Source organism: Microbacterium festucae (genome assembly GCF_025421715.1).
GTDB lineage: Bacteria > Actinomycetota > Actinomycetes > Actinomycetales > Microbacteriaceae > Microbacterium > Microbacterium festucae.
On the sequence record NZ_JAOEFC010000001.1, the window covers coordinates 637119 to 651292 of the forward strand.

16 protein-coding genes and 3 tRNA genes are annotated in these 14174 nt (G+C 72.0%); 7 read left to right on the forward strand and 12 right to left on the reverse strand.

Features of this window, described 5'->3' with window-relative positions; genetic code table 11:
- Positions 1-3 precede the first annotated feature (3 nt).
- Positions 4-537, forward strand: a complete 534-nt coding sequence (gene ppa, locus N3K63_RS02810; protein WP_261578461.1) for an inorganic diphosphatase — start codon at positions 4-6, stop codon at positions 535-537.
- A 73-nt stretch (positions 538-610) separates the two neighbouring features.
- On the opposite strand, the gene N3K63_RS02815 is transcribed toward ppa, so the two are convergent.
- Entirely contained in the window at positions 611-1978 is a 1368-nt protein-coding gene (locus tag N3K63_RS02815; RefSeq protein ID WP_261578462.1) for a M23 family metallopeptidase, read from the reverse strand.
- A gap of 264 nt (positions 1979-2242) precedes the next feature.
- Between N3K63_RS02815 and N3K63_RS02820 the strand changes: the two genes are divergently transcribed.
- The 4 genes from N3K63_RS02820 to N3K63_RS02835 all read left to right on the forward strand — a co-directional run bounded on the left by N3K63_RS02820 (position 2243) and on the right by N3K63_RS02835 (position 3251).
- Positions 2243-2315, forward strand: a tRNA-Glu gene (locus N3K63_RS02820).
- Between the two features lie 29 nt (positions 2316-2344).
- Positions 2345-2418: transfer RNA gene (locus tag N3K63_RS02825), tRNA-Asp, on the forward strand.
- 68 nt (positions 2419-2486) lie between these two features.
- Positions 2487-2559: transfer RNA gene (locus N3K63_RS02830), tRNA-Phe, on the forward strand.
- Positions 2560-2927: 368 nt separating this feature from the next.
- On the forward strand, positions 2928-3251 hold the full coding sequence (locus tag N3K63_RS02835; RefSeq protein WP_261578464.1) for a hypothetical protein: 324 nt from the start codon (positions 2928-2930) through the stop codon (positions 3249-3251).
- Here N3K63_RS02835 and N3K63_RS02840 read toward each other — a convergent pair.
- From N3K63_RS02840 to N3K63_RS02880, 9 genes are all read right to left on the reverse strand, one after another.
- Positions 3248-3538, reverse strand: a complete 291-nt coding sequence (locus N3K63_RS02840) for a DUF1905 domain-containing protein (protein ID WP_261578465.1) — start codon at positions 3536-3538, stop codon at positions 3248-3250. The two genes, N3K63_RS02835 and N3K63_RS02840, sit on opposite strands and share 4 nt — an antisense overlap.
- Before the next feature lie 22 nt (positions 3539-3560).
- Positions 3561-4595, reverse strand: coding sequence for an FUSC family protein (locus N3K63_RS02845; RefSeq protein WP_261578466.1), 1035 nt, complete (start codon positions 4593-4595; stop codon positions 3561-3563).
- Between the two features lie 78 nt (positions 4596-4673).
- Positions 4674-5399 (reverse strand): cation transporter, encoded by a 726-nt coding sequence (locus tag N3K63_RS02850; protein WP_261578468.1) that lies wholly within the window; start codon positions 5397-5399, stop codon positions 4674-4676.
- Positions 5396-5734, reverse strand: a complete 339-nt coding sequence (locus N3K63_RS02855) for an ArsR/SmtB family transcription factor (protein WP_315943078.1) — start codon at positions 5732-5734, stop codon at positions 5396-5398. The genes N3K63_RS02850 and N3K63_RS02855 overlap by 4 nt, the downstream gene beginning before the upstream one ends.
- 66 nt (positions 5735-5800) lie before the next feature.
- Positions 5801-6517, reverse strand: coding sequence for a GAP family protein (locus N3K63_RS02860; protein ID WP_261578470.1), 717 nt, complete (start codon positions 6515-6517; stop codon positions 5801-5803).
- A 35-nt stretch (positions 6518-6552) separates the two neighbouring features.
- A complete protein-coding gene (locus N3K63_RS02865) occupies positions 6553-6888 on the reverse strand; it encodes an SHOCT domain-containing protein (RefSeq protein WP_261578471.1) in 336 nt (111 codons plus the stop codon).
- Positions 6889-6897: 9 nt separating this feature from the next.
- Positions 6898-7329: a DUF6325 family protein gene (locus N3K63_RS02870; protein ID WP_261578472.1), complete on the reverse strand. Its 432-nt coding sequence runs from the start codon at positions 7327-7329 to the stop codon at positions 6898-6900.
- Between the two features lie 12 nt (positions 7330-7341).
- Entirely contained in the window at positions 7342-8013 is a 672-nt protein-coding gene (locus N3K63_RS02875) for a GAP family protein (protein WP_261578473.1), read from the reverse strand.
- 2 nt (positions 8014-8015) lie between these two features.
- Positions 8016-9677, reverse strand: coding sequence for a SulP family inorganic anion transporter (locus N3K63_RS02880; RefSeq protein ID WP_261578475.1), 1662 nt, complete (start codon positions 9675-9677; stop codon positions 8016-8018).
- 124 nt (positions 9678-9801) lie between these two features.
- On the opposite strand from N3K63_RS02880, the gene N3K63_RS02885 reads away from it, so the two are divergent.
- Entirely contained in the window at positions 9802-10686 is an 885-nt protein-coding gene (locus N3K63_RS02885; RefSeq protein ID WP_261579171.1) for a formylglycine-generating enzyme family protein, read from the forward strand.
- A 42-nt stretch (positions 10687-10728) separates the two neighbouring features.
- Entirely contained in the window at positions 10729-11559 is an 831-nt protein-coding gene (locus N3K63_RS02890; RefSeq protein ID WP_261578476.1) for a mechanosensitive ion channel family protein, read from the forward strand.
- Here the strand turns inward: N3K63_RS02890 and N3K63_RS02895 are convergent.
- Both N3K63_RS02895 and N3K63_RS02900 read right to left on the reverse strand, forming a co-directional pair.
- Positions 11550-13196 carry a SulP family inorganic anion transporter gene (locus N3K63_RS02895; RefSeq protein ID WP_261578478.1) on the reverse strand — a complete coding sequence of 549 codons (1647 nt, stop codon included), beginning with the start codon at positions 13194-13196 and terminating at the stop codon, positions 11550-11552. The two genes, N3K63_RS02890 and N3K63_RS02895, sit on opposite strands and share 10 nt — an antisense overlap.
- Positions 13193-14143: an HAD family hydrolase gene (locus tag N3K63_RS02900; protein WP_261578479.1), complete on the reverse strand. Its 951-nt coding sequence runs from the start codon at positions 14141-14143 to the stop codon at positions 13193-13195. The genes N3K63_RS02895 and N3K63_RS02900 overlap by 4 nt, the downstream gene beginning before the upstream one ends.
- Positions 14144-14174 lie beyond the last annotated feature (31 nt).

Sequence of the window (14174 nt, forward strand, 5' to 3'; positions counted from 1 at the left end):
AGCATGGGCGCGTACGACGCCGTCATCGAGATCCCGCGCAACAGCAAGATCAAGTACGAGGTCGACCACGGCACCGGCCGCGTGTTCCTCGACCGCATCCTGTACACCCCGATGGGCTACCCGGCCAACTACGGCTTCTTCGAGAACACGCTCGGCGAAGACGGGGACCCGCTCGACGTGCTCGTGCTGCTCGACCACGACCTGGCGCCCGGCATCCTCGCCAAGGTGCGCCCCGTCGGCGTGCTGAAGATGACCGACGAGGCCGGCGGCGACGACAAGGTCGTCGCGGTGCTCGCCAAGGACCCGCGCTGGGGCCACATCCAGGACGTCTCCGACGTCGACGAGTGGACCAAGAACGAGATCAACCACTTCTTCGAGCACTATAAGGACCTCGAGCCCGGCAAGTGGGTCAAGGTCGACGAGTGGGCCGACGCCTCCGAGGCCGAGCGCCTCGTCTCCGAGGCGTTCACCCGCTTCGAAGAGCACGAGGGCCAGACGAAGACCCAGGGTGAGGGCGAAGCGCCCAACACGCTCTGACGCAGCGCCGCTGAACGGACGAAGGGCCGGATGCCATGGCATCCGGCCCTTTCTCGTCGGTCGTCGCGGTCTGTCAGACCGAGATGCCCTTGCCGCGCAGGAACGGCGCCGGGTCGATGCGGGTGCCGTTGCGCCACACCTCGAAGTGCAGGTGGCAGCCGGTGGAGGCGCCGGTGCTGCCGACGTAGGCGATGGTCTGGCCGGCGCCGACGTTGGCGCCCACGCCGACGTTGTAGCCGCCGTCGCGGATGTGCGCGTAGGCGGTGACGATGCCGCCACCGTGGTCGACCTTGATGTAGTTGCCCCACGAGTCCAGGCGCCCGGCCCAGATGACCCGGCCGCCGGCGGCGGCGAAGATCGGCGAGCCGCAGTTGCCGGCGAAGTCGATGCCGCGGTGACCCGTGGTGGTGCAGTAGCCGTTGCCGCAGATGGTGCCGCGGGTGCCGAACCATGACGAGATGCCGCCGTAGCCGGGCCGCACCCAGCCGGAGGGCTGCACCTGGCCGGCGTTGCCGCCACCGCCGCCGCCTCCTCCGCCGCCTCCGCCGCCTCCGCCGCCACCTCCGGCAGCAGCCGCGGCCGCCGCCTCTTGCCGGCGACGCTCTTCTTCGGCGGCGCGACGAGCGGCTTCCTCGCGCTCGCGGCGCTTGCGCTCTTCTTCGCGGCGGCGCTCTTCCTCGACGCCGGCCTGGTAGGCGGCGACGGTCTGAGCGGTCGTGTCCTTCAGGGCGGCCAGCTGCGCCTGCAGCGTGGAGAGGTTGGCCGTCTGGTTGTCGAGGGCGGCCTGCGCGGCGGTCGCGGCGTCTTGCGCCTTGACCATCTTCGCCTCGGCCTCGCGCTGCAGGCGGTCGCGCTCGTCGCGGGCGACCTGGGCCTGGTTGCTGAGGTTCTGGGCGTTGTCGCGCGCGGTGACCGCTTCGGTGTAGACGCTGCGGTTGGCGGCGACGAGCTGGTCCATCGTGCCCAGGCGCGCCAGCAGGTCGTCGGCGGAGGCCGCCGATCCCGAGAAGAACAGCTCCATCGCGGCGTCGTCGCCGCCGTTGCGGTACTGCTGGGCGGCGAGCTTTCCGAGCTTCTGCGACGCCACGTCGGCCTTGGCCGATTCGGCATCCGCCTGCTCCTGCAGGGTGTCGGCGCGCTCGGCGGCGGCTTCGAAGTCGAGCTGGGCCTGCGCGTACTCGCCGGCCAGCTGCTCGGCCATGGCCTGCTTGGCGGCGACGTCGGCCTGCATCTGCTGGATGAGGCCCTCGATGCGCGAGATCTCGGCGCCCTTGGTGGCCTCGTTGTTCTTGGCGCGCTGCACGTCGTCCCAGGACGGGTAGCCGGGCAGGGCAGCCCAGGCGGGCTGGGCGATGAGGAATCCGGCGGCGGCAACGCCGAACGTGCCGAGGGCGATTGCGCCTCGGCGGGAGAGCACGCGGCCCCGGCCGAAAGCCTGCATCTCGGCTGGCGTCGGGGCGCAGCCGCAGTCTTCTACCGAGGTGAACTCGTCCTTGCGCACGTGGGGGGCCTTCCGTTCGCGGACTTCACTTCTTTCACAGTAACAACATCGTCAGGCATTTCCCAGGTCGGATTTCCCATGCCGCTGCGCGGCCATCCTCCCCCTCGCAACGGCGATTCGACGCCTGCCACGCCCTCGATTTCGCATTCCCTGGAGAATCTCGTATGCTTGTCCCTCGGTAAGCGTGAGCCTCTGGGTTCGCTCGGCCCCATCGTTTAGCGGCCTAGGACGCCGCCCTTTCACGGCGGTAGCACGGGTTCGAATCCCGTTGGGGTCACTCTCCGAAACACATAACTGAATACGCATGGCCCTGTAGCGCAGTTGGTTAGCGTGCCGCCCTGTCACGGCGGAGGTCGCGGGTTCAAGTCCCGTCAGGGTCGCTCATAGCGACGGGCCCTTTGTCTTCAGAGGGCCTTTCGTCTACGACATGGCTCCTCGGATGCCATGCGGCTCTGTAGCTCAGTTGGTAGAGCGCACGACTGAAAATCGTGAGGTCACGGGATCGACGCCCGTCGGAGCCACACGGATGATCGTTACAGTCATCCCAGAAACCCTCGCCTAGCTTCTACATGGCGGGGGTTTTGCTTTGCCCCGACGAGGCCGTTCCGAAACGCCCTCGCCCCCGGTCGTTGAGCGAGCGCAGCGAGTCGAAACGCCCCCGCCCCCGGTCGTTGAGCGAGCGCAGCGAGTCGAAACGCCCCCCGCCTGCCGGCTCGCGGCGAGAAAGGCGTCGAGCGACGCCTCTATGGTCGTCAGGCGCGCGGCTCGCGTCCAGACGTACCTCTGAGCACGGATGCCCTCCCCGCGAGGGCCGGTCGTCCCCGCGCCCGGGGCGAACGACATCCCTCGCCTCTTCCGGCCACCGCGGCGCCGCGGTTAGGGTCTCTGCATGCCTGCAGCAGCAACCGACCGGAGGCCGCGCGTGATCGTCTTGGCTCCCGGATGGTACGCGGGCGACCTCATGCCGGACACCTTCATCCTCACCGCGGAGCTCCGCGCGGCGCTGCGCGCATGGAACCGCACCTGGGAGCACGTGCTGGACCCCGTCACCGAGATCCGCTGGCCCACACGGCCCGATGGGCTCGAGTGGGCCGCCGAGGGAGAGCGCCTCGTCGCTGAGCTCCAGGCGCAGCTGGGTCCGGAGTATCGGGTCGTGCGCGGCTTCGACGCGTACGACCCCGACAGCCCGGCGTACGAGGGCGTGGCGCCCTAACTCCGCCGCTGGGTGAGGTGCACGGTGACGGTGTCGCCGATGTCCTTGCCGAGCTTGCGGCGCATCGCCGCGTTGAGCGAGACCATGTGCCCGCCGGTGCCGGTGACCATCATCCCCACGTTCGGCATCGGGATGCCGTCGACGGTCAGGTCGACGCGCACCGCCCTCCCGGTGCCGAAGAAGTCGGCGGAGCCGGGCATCTCGACGCACGCCCATACCTCGCCTTTGACGTCCACTCCGATCGGAGCGGTGAAGGTGTGATCGAGCGGGGTCGGGTCGACGGGCATGAGTCCTCCTGGGGTGATCCGGTCAGAGACGTGCGGGCGAGCGCCGCACCAGTCGCGTGAGGGCGGCGGGAAGGCCCCAGCCGAACAGCAACGCGAGTGCGACGCCGAGCAGCGTCTCGCCGACGCGCTCCTGAAAGCTGACAGCGGGCGACTGGCCCGGCTGGTGCATGATCATCGACAGCGCGAGGAAGGTCGTGAATCCGGGGGCGACGTACCAGCGGCTGCGCTGCGTGGCGGTCGCCGCGGCCAGCACGAGCATGCAGGCGGCGGCGATGGCCCACGGCTGCGGGGCGGCCAGCGCGAACAGCGCCGCCGCCAGGGCGCCGACGAGCACCGACAGGGCGCGCCCGATGCTGCGCGAGAACAGCAGCGAACGGTGCGGGCGCATCACGAGCAGGCAGGCGCCGGTGGCCCACCCGACGTGCTCCAGCCCCAGCGCGTAGCCGATGCCCGCGGCGAGCGCGCCGGCCGTGCCGAGCAGGATGCCGTAGGCCAGGGCCGCACGCCGCCCGAGCGGCGGCGGTGCGGGCGCGCTCTCGGGCTCGGGGTCTTCGGCCGGCCACAGCAGCGACACCAGCCAGGCATACACGGATGCCACGGCCATGACGCCGCCCAGGGCGAGGGCGGTGGCGACGTCGGAGATGCTCAGCCCGATGCCCACCAGCGGCAGGCCGAGGGCGAGCGCCATCGCCCCGAGCCGACCCGTGCGCGCGCCCAGAGCGGCGGCCGGGCCCAGCAGGAACAGGACGGCGACGGCCACGGCGGGCACCTGCGTCAGCAGCGCACCGGCGACGAGGCTCAGCCCCGCGCCGACGCCGACCACGACGACCGAGACGCGAGCGGATCGCAACGGGGCGAGCCGGTTGATGGCGGCGGGAACCGTGCCCACGGCCACGGCCAGTCCGAATCCGGGCTGCCACAGCGCGACGACGGCGGCCGGCACGGCGAACACCACGCCCAGCCCGAACAGCCGCCACGACCACGCCATCCCGCCGGGCGTCGCCGCGACCCGAGGCCGATCGGCGGAGCGGTGCGCGACCTTCTCGACCTCCGGCACGGCGCCCCTCCCTCGGGACCCGGACGGCCCCCGCCTCACGGTAGCGGGACCGGCCGCGCCGCCGGAAGCCGCTCCGACTCAGTGGTGATGATCTCGGGCGTGATCGCCTGACCCGTCGTGACCCTCGTGACCGCTGTGGCCGCCGTCGTCGTCGTCGTCGTCGTCGTCGAGGATCATGCCGACCGAGGTCGCGCACGCGTCACCGCGCCACGCCTCGATACCCTCCCGCACCGCGAACGCGGCGATGACGAGCCCGGCGAGCGGGTCGGCCCACCACCAGCCGAAGGCGCTGTTGAGCACGAGTCCGATGAGCACCGCGGCCGAGAGGGAGGCGCACAGCAATGTCTGCCGCGCGTCGGCGACAGCCGTCGCCGATCCCAGCTCGGTGCCCGCGCGATGCTCCGCCCGCGAGAGGAAGGGCATGACCACGACGCTCACCGCGGTGAGCGCGATGCCGATCGGCGAGTGGTCGGCATCGACGCGCCCGACCAGCGCCGACACCGAACTGACCGTGACGTAGACCGCGAGGCCGAAGAACGCGACGGCGATGACGCGGAGCGTGCCGCGCTCCCACCGCTCCGGCTCGCGGCGGGTGAACTGCCACGCGACGGCGGCCGCCGAGAGCACCTCCACGGTCGAGTCGAGCCCGAAGCCCACCAGCGCGGCCGACGATGCCGCCGCACCCGCCGCGATCGCGATGCCCGCCTCGACGATGTTGTAGACGATGGTCGCGGTGACGATCCAGCGGATGCGACGCTGCAGAACGCCGCGACGCTCGTGCACGCCGGGGGTCGCGGCGCTCATGCGCACCGGCAGGTGCTGCCCGTGCAGCAGTCGGGCTCGACGTGGAGCACCACGCGCAGCAGTGCGTCCAGCGCCGGCGCCAGGTGGGCGTCGGCCAGCCGGTAGGCCACCCGGCGTCCCTCCGGCACCGCCTCGACCAGGCCGCAGCCGCGCAGGCACGCCAGCTGGTTCGACATCACCTGACGGGTCACCCCTATGGCATCGGCCAGATCCGACGGGTAGCCCGGCGCTGTGCGCAGGGCCAGGAGCACCGAGGCGCGGGTGGGATCGGACAGCGCATGGCCGAGCCGCGCGAGCGCTGCGGTATGGGTCGTCGAGGCGGTCATCGTCACCATGCCGACGACGATACATGTTTTGCTGTACTGACGGCATCCGCGGATGCCGCGGGCACCCGCATCGCCTCACAGCAGCGCGCTGATGCCCTTCTGCAGCTGCAGCACGGCGATGACCAGCAGCAGCGCGGCGTTGAGCACGTTGGTGTGGGTGGCGACCCAGTCGCGCAGCCGGTCGAGGCTGGGCTGGGCGGCGGCGCCGCGCACCAGCACGTAGATCACCGGGATCGCGATCGGCAGCACCGAGACGACCCAGAACACGGCCACGACCCCGACCAGCGGCGCGGTGTCGAGCCCGGCCAGGGTGAGATCGAGCGCGGCCAGCAGGGCGCACGAGGCGTCGACCGGGTTGAGCACGAAGATGCCGAGCCCGAGCGCCGCCGACCGTCCCGGGCGGAAGGTCGAGACCGTCTGCAGCCACCCCGGCAGCTGGGGCGCCGCGGCGACCACCGCCTGCGGGGTGGTCGCCACGGCCATCGCCTTCACGTGCGCGTGCCCCTTGCGGTACACCCAGACGGCGGCGCCCAGCAGGAACAGCGCGATCGCGATGCGCAGCAGATCCACCCACACCGGAGGCTTCTGCGGCGCCTGCACGTCGAGCGCCGCGAAGATCCACAGCCCGAGCAGCAGCACCGCGATGACGCCCGCCGCCCACCCGATGAGGAAGGCGACGCCGTTCACCCGGGCGAGCCGGGAGACGAGGATGGCCACGAGCGCCATGATCGCCAGCGGGCTCAGCACGATGCCGAGCGCGACGGGGATCAGCTGCAGGACGAGTTCGCCCACGACCTCTCCTTCGAGGTGACCTGCACCGGCAGGGCTTACGCCAGCAGGCGCGCCTTGGCGGTGTCGAACTCGGCCTGCGTGAGCGCGCCGGCCTCTTTCAGCGCTGCGAGCTTCTGCAGTTCGCCGACGAGATCGACGCCGGCCGCGGCGGGCGGCGGCCCCGCCTGGGCGACGGCCGACTGCGCGGCCGCGTTGACCTGGGCCTGCTGCTGCGCGGCCTCGTACTGCTCCTGCTCGTACTCGGCCTGCGCCTTGTTGCGACGGTGCTCCGCGATCCCGCCGCTGACGGCGGTGGCGGTGCCGGCGACGACGGCGGTGCGGGCGGCCAGACCCAGCAGCCCGGGGCGTCCGAACCTTCTGATGAGCGGCATCCTGATCTCCTACTCTGCGGCGGCGACGGCGTCGACGACGGCGTTGACGATGGGGGCGGGGATGCGCTCGGAGCGCAGCACGACGGCGCCGGCGGCATCCACGCTGCGCGCGAGGTCGCGCGCCCAGCTCAGTTCGAGGGCGACGAGCGCCGCCGACGACCCGGGCGGGATGAGCTCGGCGAACTCGGCGACGTCGTCGTCGGCGACGATGCCCGTCGCGCCCAGCTCGACACCGCCGAAGCCGTACTCCTCTGTCTCGTCCTCGATCTCGGTGACGGTGACCTCACCGCTGTCGGAGCGCGAGATGAGGATGAAGTCGAGCAGACGCACCAGACCGCCCTCGAGCAGGTCGGTGAGCGAGCGGATGACCTGGGGGTTGGGGCGGTCGCCCTCGAACCCCACCAGGTACAGCTCGACGGGACCGTAGGTGAACTGTGTCATGCGTCTTCCCTTCTAGAAGCTTCCGATGCCCTTGCCGATCATGGACACGCCGATCACGAGCAGCAGCACGGTCATGATGACCGCGTTCTCCTTCTCGAGCCAGCCCCGCAGCCCGTCGAGGGGGCCGCGCAGCCGATCGGATGCCACGAGGTAGGCGATCACGGGGATGGCCACCGTGCACGCGGCGATCACCGTGAACACGGCGATCACCACGACGATCGCGCCCACGTCGAGGCCGGCGCCGCCGATGTCGACACCGGCGCCTGCACCCATGAGCAGGTTCTTGGGGTTCAGCGCCGACAGCAGGAAGCCGAGGCCGAACGCGCCGAGGAAGGTGATCTTGTCGATCGCCTTCATCCAGGCGGGCAGCGCCGGCGCCTGGTCGCCGCGGGGCCGCCCGCGCCACTGCTTCAGCGCGAGCAGCAGCAGCAGGGCGCCGAGGATGAGCTGGATCACGCCCTGCACCGGCTTGGACGCGTCGGGGTCGCCGCTGGGGAGCACCGACGACAGCAGCGTGAAGACCACGACGGCCGCGATGATGCCGAGCACCCAGCCCAGCAGGAACCCGACACTGGTCACGCGCGCCTTGGGCGAGAGCAGCATGAGGATCGCGGCGATGATCGGGATCGGGCTGATGGCGATGCCGAGCGCGAGCGGCAGCACCTCGCCGATGACTGCACCCATGGTCAGTTCTCCTTCGGGGCGGGGTCGGTGGCCAGCGCGGTCAGCGCGGCGCGGTTGGTCGCGTACACCGGCTGCGCGTCGAGCAGCCCGAGGCGGCGCAGCCGCACGGCGGTGTCGGGTCGCACGCGGCTGAACCCGAGCGAGACGTGCTGCTCGTCGAGCCACGACTGCAGCGCCTCGAACGCCTCTGCGCCGGTGACGTCGACGTCGGTCACGGCCTCCATGTCGATGACCAGGTGCCGCACGGCGCCGGGCCCCGCGTGGGTGACGGCATCCTTCGCCGCCTGCGAGAACACGTCGCCGTTGGCGAAGAAGAGGGGCGCGGCCAGGCGGATCACGATGACGCCGGGGGCGGTCGTGGTGCCTTCGGGCGCCTCGGTCAGCAGCGACTCGGCCGGATCGCCCGAGGCGGCGAGCACATCGATGGCGGGGTTGGCGGCCCGCTTGGCGAGGTTGATGAGCGCGAGCACGAAAGCGACCACGATGCCGGCGATCGAGCCGACCAGCAGCGTCACGAGGAAGCAGACGACGCCGATCGCGAACTCGAACCGGTCTTTGCGCCACAGCTGGATGAAGTCACGCACGCCCAGGAGCGGGATGATGGCGACCGCCACGATCGCGCCGATCGCCGGCGAGGGGATGTCGGCCAGCAGCGCCGTTCCGAACATCACCAGCAGCAGCGTGCCCACCGCCAGCACGAGCGAGGGCAGCTGGGTGCGCGAGCCCGCCTGGTCCATCGCGGCGGTGCGCGAGGTGGACGAGCCGACGGTGAAGCTCGCCGAGGCACCCGCGGCGATGTTGCTCACGCCGAACGCGAAGAGGTCGCGGTTGGGACGGGTGGGGTAGCCGCGCTTCTCGCCGTAGGAGCGCGAGACCAGCAGCCCTTCGGCCGTCGTGATCATCGTGAGGGCGATCGCCGAGGGCACCAGCGCCAGCCACATCGACCAGTCGAGCACCGGCCAGGTCAGCTGCGGGGGCCCTGCCGGCACCTCGCCGAGCACGTCGACACCGGCATCCTGCGCGTCGGTGACCACGACGACGACGGTGGCGACGATGAGCACCACCAGCGCCCACGGCACCACGGGCAGCACGCGGCGGCCGCCCAGCAGCACGGCCACCGCCGCGGCGGCGATGACGATCGACCATCCGCTGGCGGTGCCGAGGCCGGCCACCAGCCCGGCGACCTTGTCGACGAACTCGCCGCCCGAGTCGATCTTCACCCCGAGCATCTTCGCGACCTGGCTGACCATGATGTCCAGCGCCAGACCGCCGACGAACCCGACGAGGATCGGCTTGGAGAGGAAGTTGGCGAGGAAGCCGAGCCGGAACAGCGACAGCGCCAGGAACATCACGCCGACGATGATCGCCTGCGCCAGTGCGAGCGTGGCGTAGTCGGCGCTGCCGGCCACGGCCAACCCGCCGATCGACGAGGCGACGAGGGCGGCGGCGGCGGCATCCGGCGAGGCGACCAGCTGACGCGACGAGACGGTGAGCGCGTAGACCACCGTGGGGAGGATGAGCGCATAGAGCCCCGCCGTGGCGGGCAGCCCGGCGATCTGGGCGTAGCCGATGTTGAGCGGCACGGCGATCGCGAGCAGGGTGACCCCGGCCAGCAGCTCACGGGCGGCGTTGTGTGCGGTCAGGCCCGCCAACGGTCGCTGCATCACGCTCTTTCTCTCGCACTCACAGGTGGCGCCAGTCTGGCAGAGCCGCGCCCGCGCGCGCGACAGGTTGCCGCGGCGTGGCCGGAGGGCGCGGCGGGCGGGCTAGCGTGAAGGCATGAACGAGATGGTGCTGATCGGCGGCGGCGCCTTCCTGATGGGGTCTGACGAGTTCTACCCCGACGAGGGACCGGTGCACGAGCGCGTGGTCGCCCCGTTCCGCATCGACCCCTACGCCGTCACCAACGCCGACTACGCGCGGTTCGTCGACGAGACCGGCTACGTCACCGTCGCCGAGCGCAGCCTCGACCCGGCCGACTTCCCCGGCGCCGACCCCGCCGACCTCGTTCCCGGCGCGATGGTCTTCACCCCGACCTCCGGCCCCGTCGACCTCTCGGACTGGCGCGGCTGGTGGCGGTGGGAACCGGGGGCGTTCTGGCGGCGGCCGTTCGGCCCCGATTCGTCGATCGACGACCGCCTCACCCACCCCGTCGTGCACGTCGCCTTCGAGGACGCCGAGGCGTACGCCGCCTGGGCGGGCAAGCGCCTGCCGACCGAGACCGAGCACGAGTACGCCGCACGCGGCGGTCTGGTGGGCGCCCGCTTCGCGTGGGGCGACGAGGCGTATCCCGACGGGGTGCCGCAGGCCAACTCGTGGATCGGGCGCTTCCCGTACGACAACCGCGGGTGGGGCGGCACCGCACCGGTGGGGTCGTACGCCCCCAACGGCTACGGCCTCTACGACATGACCGGCAACGTGTGGGAGTGGACGACCGACTTCTACGCCCCGCGCCACGTGCGCCCGTCCGACCGGCCGGTGGATGCCGGCACCCGCACGAACCTGCTCGGCTCCCCCGCCGGCGGCCCGACGACCGCGCGCCGGGTGCTCAAGGGCGGCTCGCACCTGTGCTCCCCCGCCTACTGCCTGCGCTTCCGCCCCGCCGCGCGGTCGCCGCAGTCGGAGGACACCGGCATGTCGCACGTCGGCTTCCGCTGCGTCGCCGACGCCTGATCCGCATCGGGAGAGGCGACCCGGCGCGGTACGGTGGCCGTCATGGACCTCAGCGCGATCCTGCCCAGTGACGTGCAGTGGTGGAGCCTGCTGATCGCGATCGGCATCGCCGTGGCCGGCTGGGTGCTCTCCCGCTACGCCCGCAAGGGCGTGCGCGCCCTGCTGACGCGCACGCCGGGCATCTCCGAGACCGTGGCCCACGTCGCCTCCCGTGTCTGCGGGTATGCGGTGATCCTGCTGGGGTTCGGCATCGGACTGGCGGTGCTGGGGGCCAATGTGCAGCCGCTGCTGGCGATCGTGCTCATCGTGGCCGTGGTGCTCGCCCTCGTGCTGCGCGGAGTGGCCGACAACTTCGCGGCGGGTGTGCTGATCCAGACGCGCCAGCCGGTGAAGGTCGGCGACGAGATCCGCGTCGACGGTCCCGACGGACTCATCACCGGCACGGTCACCGAGCTCAACTCCCGCTCGGTGGTGCTCCTCACCGTCGACGGGCGCACCGTTCACGTGCCCAACGCGATGGTGCTCGGCGACCCCATCATCAACGACTCCACCCACGGCGCGCGGCGCAGCGAGGTGCAGGTGCGGGTGAGCCGCGGCGGCGCCACCGTCGACGACCTGCTCGACCAGATCGCCACGGCGACCGCCGAGGTACCCGGTGTGCACGCGCGCGAGCACGTGCGCGCCCTCGCGGTGGCCGTCTCACCCGAGCGGCTGACCGCCCGGGTGCAGTTCTGGCACCATCCGCTCCACGGCGTGCCCGTCACCGCCGACGTCGTGCGCGCGCTGGCGGCGGCGCTGGAAGACGCCGGCCGCGTCGTGACGGTGACCAGCGAGCCGGCCGCGGCGCCGCTGACCCCGCCCGATCAGGTCTGACCGGGGGCGGCGGCCACCCTCAGGCCCGCCTCGACCGTGTCGTGGGTGCGCCCGGCCGTCGCCAGCGAGCGGTACCACTCGGTCTTGGCGGCGACGGCCCGCGCGCGCTCGGGCAGCGCCGCCAGGTGCAGGGTGATGTCTGAGGCGGCCAGCTCGCGGTCGAGATCGCTCAAGGCGTCGAGCACCGTGATGGTGATCGCATCCATCCGCTCCAGGTCGAGCACCACGGCGCTCACCGGCTCGCTCTGCGATGTGGCCAGCGCGATGATGGCGCGTTCGTTGGCGAGTGCGTTGGCGGTGTAAAGCCCGCGGCCCAGGTGCACGGCGATGACCGCGCCCACCCGGTCGATGATCGACAGCCGCGGGATGTTGAGCTCGCGCAGCACGAGCAGCAGGGTCACGATCACCCCGACCGCCACCGCCAGCAGCAGTCCGGCCGACAGCCCGACGAGGGCGACGATCAGCGCGATCCAGAAGTCGACGGGGCTGATGCGCGCCCAGCGCACCAGCTGCGGCACGTCGATGAGCCCGACGACCGCGACGAACACCATCGCCGCCAGCGTCGCCTGCGGCAGCAGCGACAGCACCGGCCCCAGCAGCAGCGCCACCAGCACCGCCAACGCCACGGTGACGAGGGTCGACAGCTGGGTGCGGGCACCGGCGCTCTGGTTGACGGCGCTCTGCGAGAAGCCGCCGGCGGCGGGCATCGCGGTGAAGAAGGCGCCCGCCACGTTGGCGGCACCGGTGGCCAGCAGCTCGCGGTCGCTGTCGATCGACGGCTCGGTGGGGCGGCGGATGCCACGGGCCACGGCGGTCGATTCGAGGAAGGCCATCACGGCGATCGCCAGCGCTCCCGGCGCGAGCGCCCCGATCTGCGAGAAGTCGGGCAGGCCGGGCACCGGCAGCCCCGACGGCACGGGCTGGATCAGCTCGACACCGATCTCGTCGATGTCGGCGAGCCACACCAGCAGGATGCCGGCGACGACGACCACGAGGGTCCCCGGGATGCGGGGGGCGAAGCGTCGCAACCCGACCAGGACGGCGATCGAAGCCACCGACAGCACGATGGTGGGCACGTTCGCGCCGGGGAGGGCGTCGCCGACCGCGGCGAGGGAGCGGAGGAAGCCGCTGCCCGACACATCGCCGGTCTCGCCGAGGAGCTTGGGCAGCTGGCCGACGGCGACCGTCGCGCCCACCCCGATCTTCAGTCCCAGCACGGTGGCGCCGCTGATGTTCTCGACGAGCCCGCCCAGGCGCGCGATCCGCGCCAGCACGAGGAATGCACCCACCAGAAGGCTCAGCATCATGAGCGACCCGAACGGGTCGTCGCTGTGCGCGGCCACCCCCGCCGAGACCAGCGTGGTGGCCGTCAGCGTGGCGATCGTCGAGGTCGTCGACACGCTCATGGCGCGCGAGCCGCCCAGCAGGGCGTAGACGAGCATCGGCACGATGCAGGTGTAGAGGCCGACCTGCACCGGCAGGTTGGCGATCGTCGCATACGCCATGGCCTGGGGCACCACCACCGCACCCGCCGAGAGGCCGGCGACGATGTCGGCGCCGAGCCACGAGCGCCGATAGCCGACGAGGGTGGGGGCGAACCAGGTGGGGCGGGCGCGGGCCACCGGCGCCGACGTCACTCGGCGCCCTCGGCGCCGGCGGCGCCGGCGTGCGGGAAGATCGTCGCCCAGTCGTCCCGCACGCTGATGAGCGTGTACCCGCGCGCGGCGGCTGCGGCGAGCGCGTCCTGCGCGCCGGTGTCGTAGGCGGGGTCGTCGCGGGTGTCGTCGTCGTGGTGGACGAGCATCGCCAGCGCCGGGCGCTGCCCGCCGAGTGCGAAGTCGAGCATCGGCATGTCGCCGTTGGAGTTGCCGACGGCGAGGAGCGGGCGGCGGCCCGTGCGGCTCCAGATGCGCACCGGCTTCTCGGGGCCGTCGTCGAGGAACGCGAACGACGAGCCGTAGCGCACCTGCGCGGCGGCGGGGTCGTAGGCGAGGCCGAGCGCCGACCCGATCACCCGCTCGGGCGGGATGCCGTAGGCCTGCTCGGTCATGGGCCGCATGAAGTCGCGGTCGCCGCCCGAGACGACGTAGCAGGTGAACCCGTGGTGCTCGAGGTAGGTCAGCAGCTCCCGCATCGGCGCGTAGGTCGTCTGTGGGAACGGGCGGTGCAGGGTGGGGTGGTGCGCGGTGGCGAAGAACTCGCCCACCGACCGGGCGTACGCCTCCACGTCGACGCCGTCGGTGAGAGCCACGATCGCCTCGATGATGACACGCACCTGGGAGTCGTCGCCGGCGTAGTGCCGGTCGATCGCCTCCCCCAGCCACTGCAGGTCGCCGGTGACGGCCGCGCGGTAGGGCTGGCGGTCGGCGAGGGCGGGGTCGGCCGCCGCGGCCGCCGCCCACCGCCCCACGATGTAGTGCAGCTGGGCCGGCATCGGCTTCTCGGTCCACAGGGTGCCGTCGTTGTCGAAGACGGCGATGCGCTCGGCCGCGGGCACGGCGTCCTCGCCGGTGGTGACGCGGGCCACGAACGCCTCGAGCGCGGATCGGGCGGCGCCGGCGCGCCAAGAAGGAAGATGCGGCATGACGACGGTCCCTCGGTCGGCGGGGTGGTTC

Excerpts from the sequence above, each read along its gene's own strand:
- ppa (WP_261578461.1), top strand. The coding sequence starts at position 4 with ATGGGCGCGTACGACGCCGTCATCGAGATCCCGCGCAACAGCAAGATC.
- N3K63_RS02815 (WP_261578462.1), bottom strand. The coding sequence starts at position 1,978 with ATGCAGGCTTTCGGCCGGGGCCGCGTGCTCTCCCGCCGAGGCGCAATC.
- N3K63_RS02835 (WP_261578464.1), top strand. The coding sequence starts at position 2,928 with ATGCCTGCAGCAGCAACCGACCGGAGGCCGCGCGTGATCGTCTTGGCT.
- N3K63_RS02840 (WP_261578465.1), bottom strand. The coding sequence starts at position 3,538 with ATGCCCGTCGACCCGACCCCGCTCGATCACACCTTCACCGCTCCGATC.
- N3K63_RS02850 (WP_261578468.1), bottom strand. The coding sequence starts at position 5,399 with ATGAGCGCCGCGACCCCCGGCGTGCACGAGCGTCGCGGCGTTCTGCAG.
- N3K63_RS02855 (WP_315943078.1), bottom strand. The coding sequence starts at position 5,734 with ATGGTGACGATGACCGCCTCGACGACCCATACCGCAGCGCTCGCGCGG.
- N3K63_RS02865 (WP_261578471.1), bottom strand. The coding sequence starts at position 6,888 with ATGCCGCTCATCAGAAGGTTCGGACGCCCCGGGCTGCTGGGTCTGGCC.
- N3K63_RS02870 (WP_261578472.1), bottom strand. The coding sequence starts at position 7,329 with ATGACACAGTTCACCTACGGTCCCGTCGAGCTGTACCTGGTGGGGTTC.
- N3K63_RS02875 (WP_261578473.1), bottom strand. The coding sequence starts at position 8,013 with ATGGGTGCAGTCATCGGCGAGGTGCTGCCGCTCGCGCTCGGCATCGCC.
- N3K63_RS02880 (WP_261578475.1), bottom strand. The coding sequence starts at position 9,677 with ATGCAGCGACCGTTGGCGGGCCTGACCGCACACAACGCCGCCCGTGAG.
- N3K63_RS02885 (WP_261579171.1), top strand. The coding sequence starts at position 9,802 with ATGGTGCTGATCGGCGGCGGCGCCTTCCTGATGGGGTCTGACGAGTTC.
- N3K63_RS02890 (WP_261578476.1), top strand. The coding sequence starts at position 10,729 with ATGGACCTCAGCGCGATCCTGCCCAGTGACGTGCAGTGGTGGAGCCTG.
- N3K63_RS02900 (WP_261578479.1), bottom strand. The coding sequence starts at position 14,143 with ATGCCGCATCTTCCTTCTTGGCGCGCCGGCGCCGCCCGATCCGCGCTC.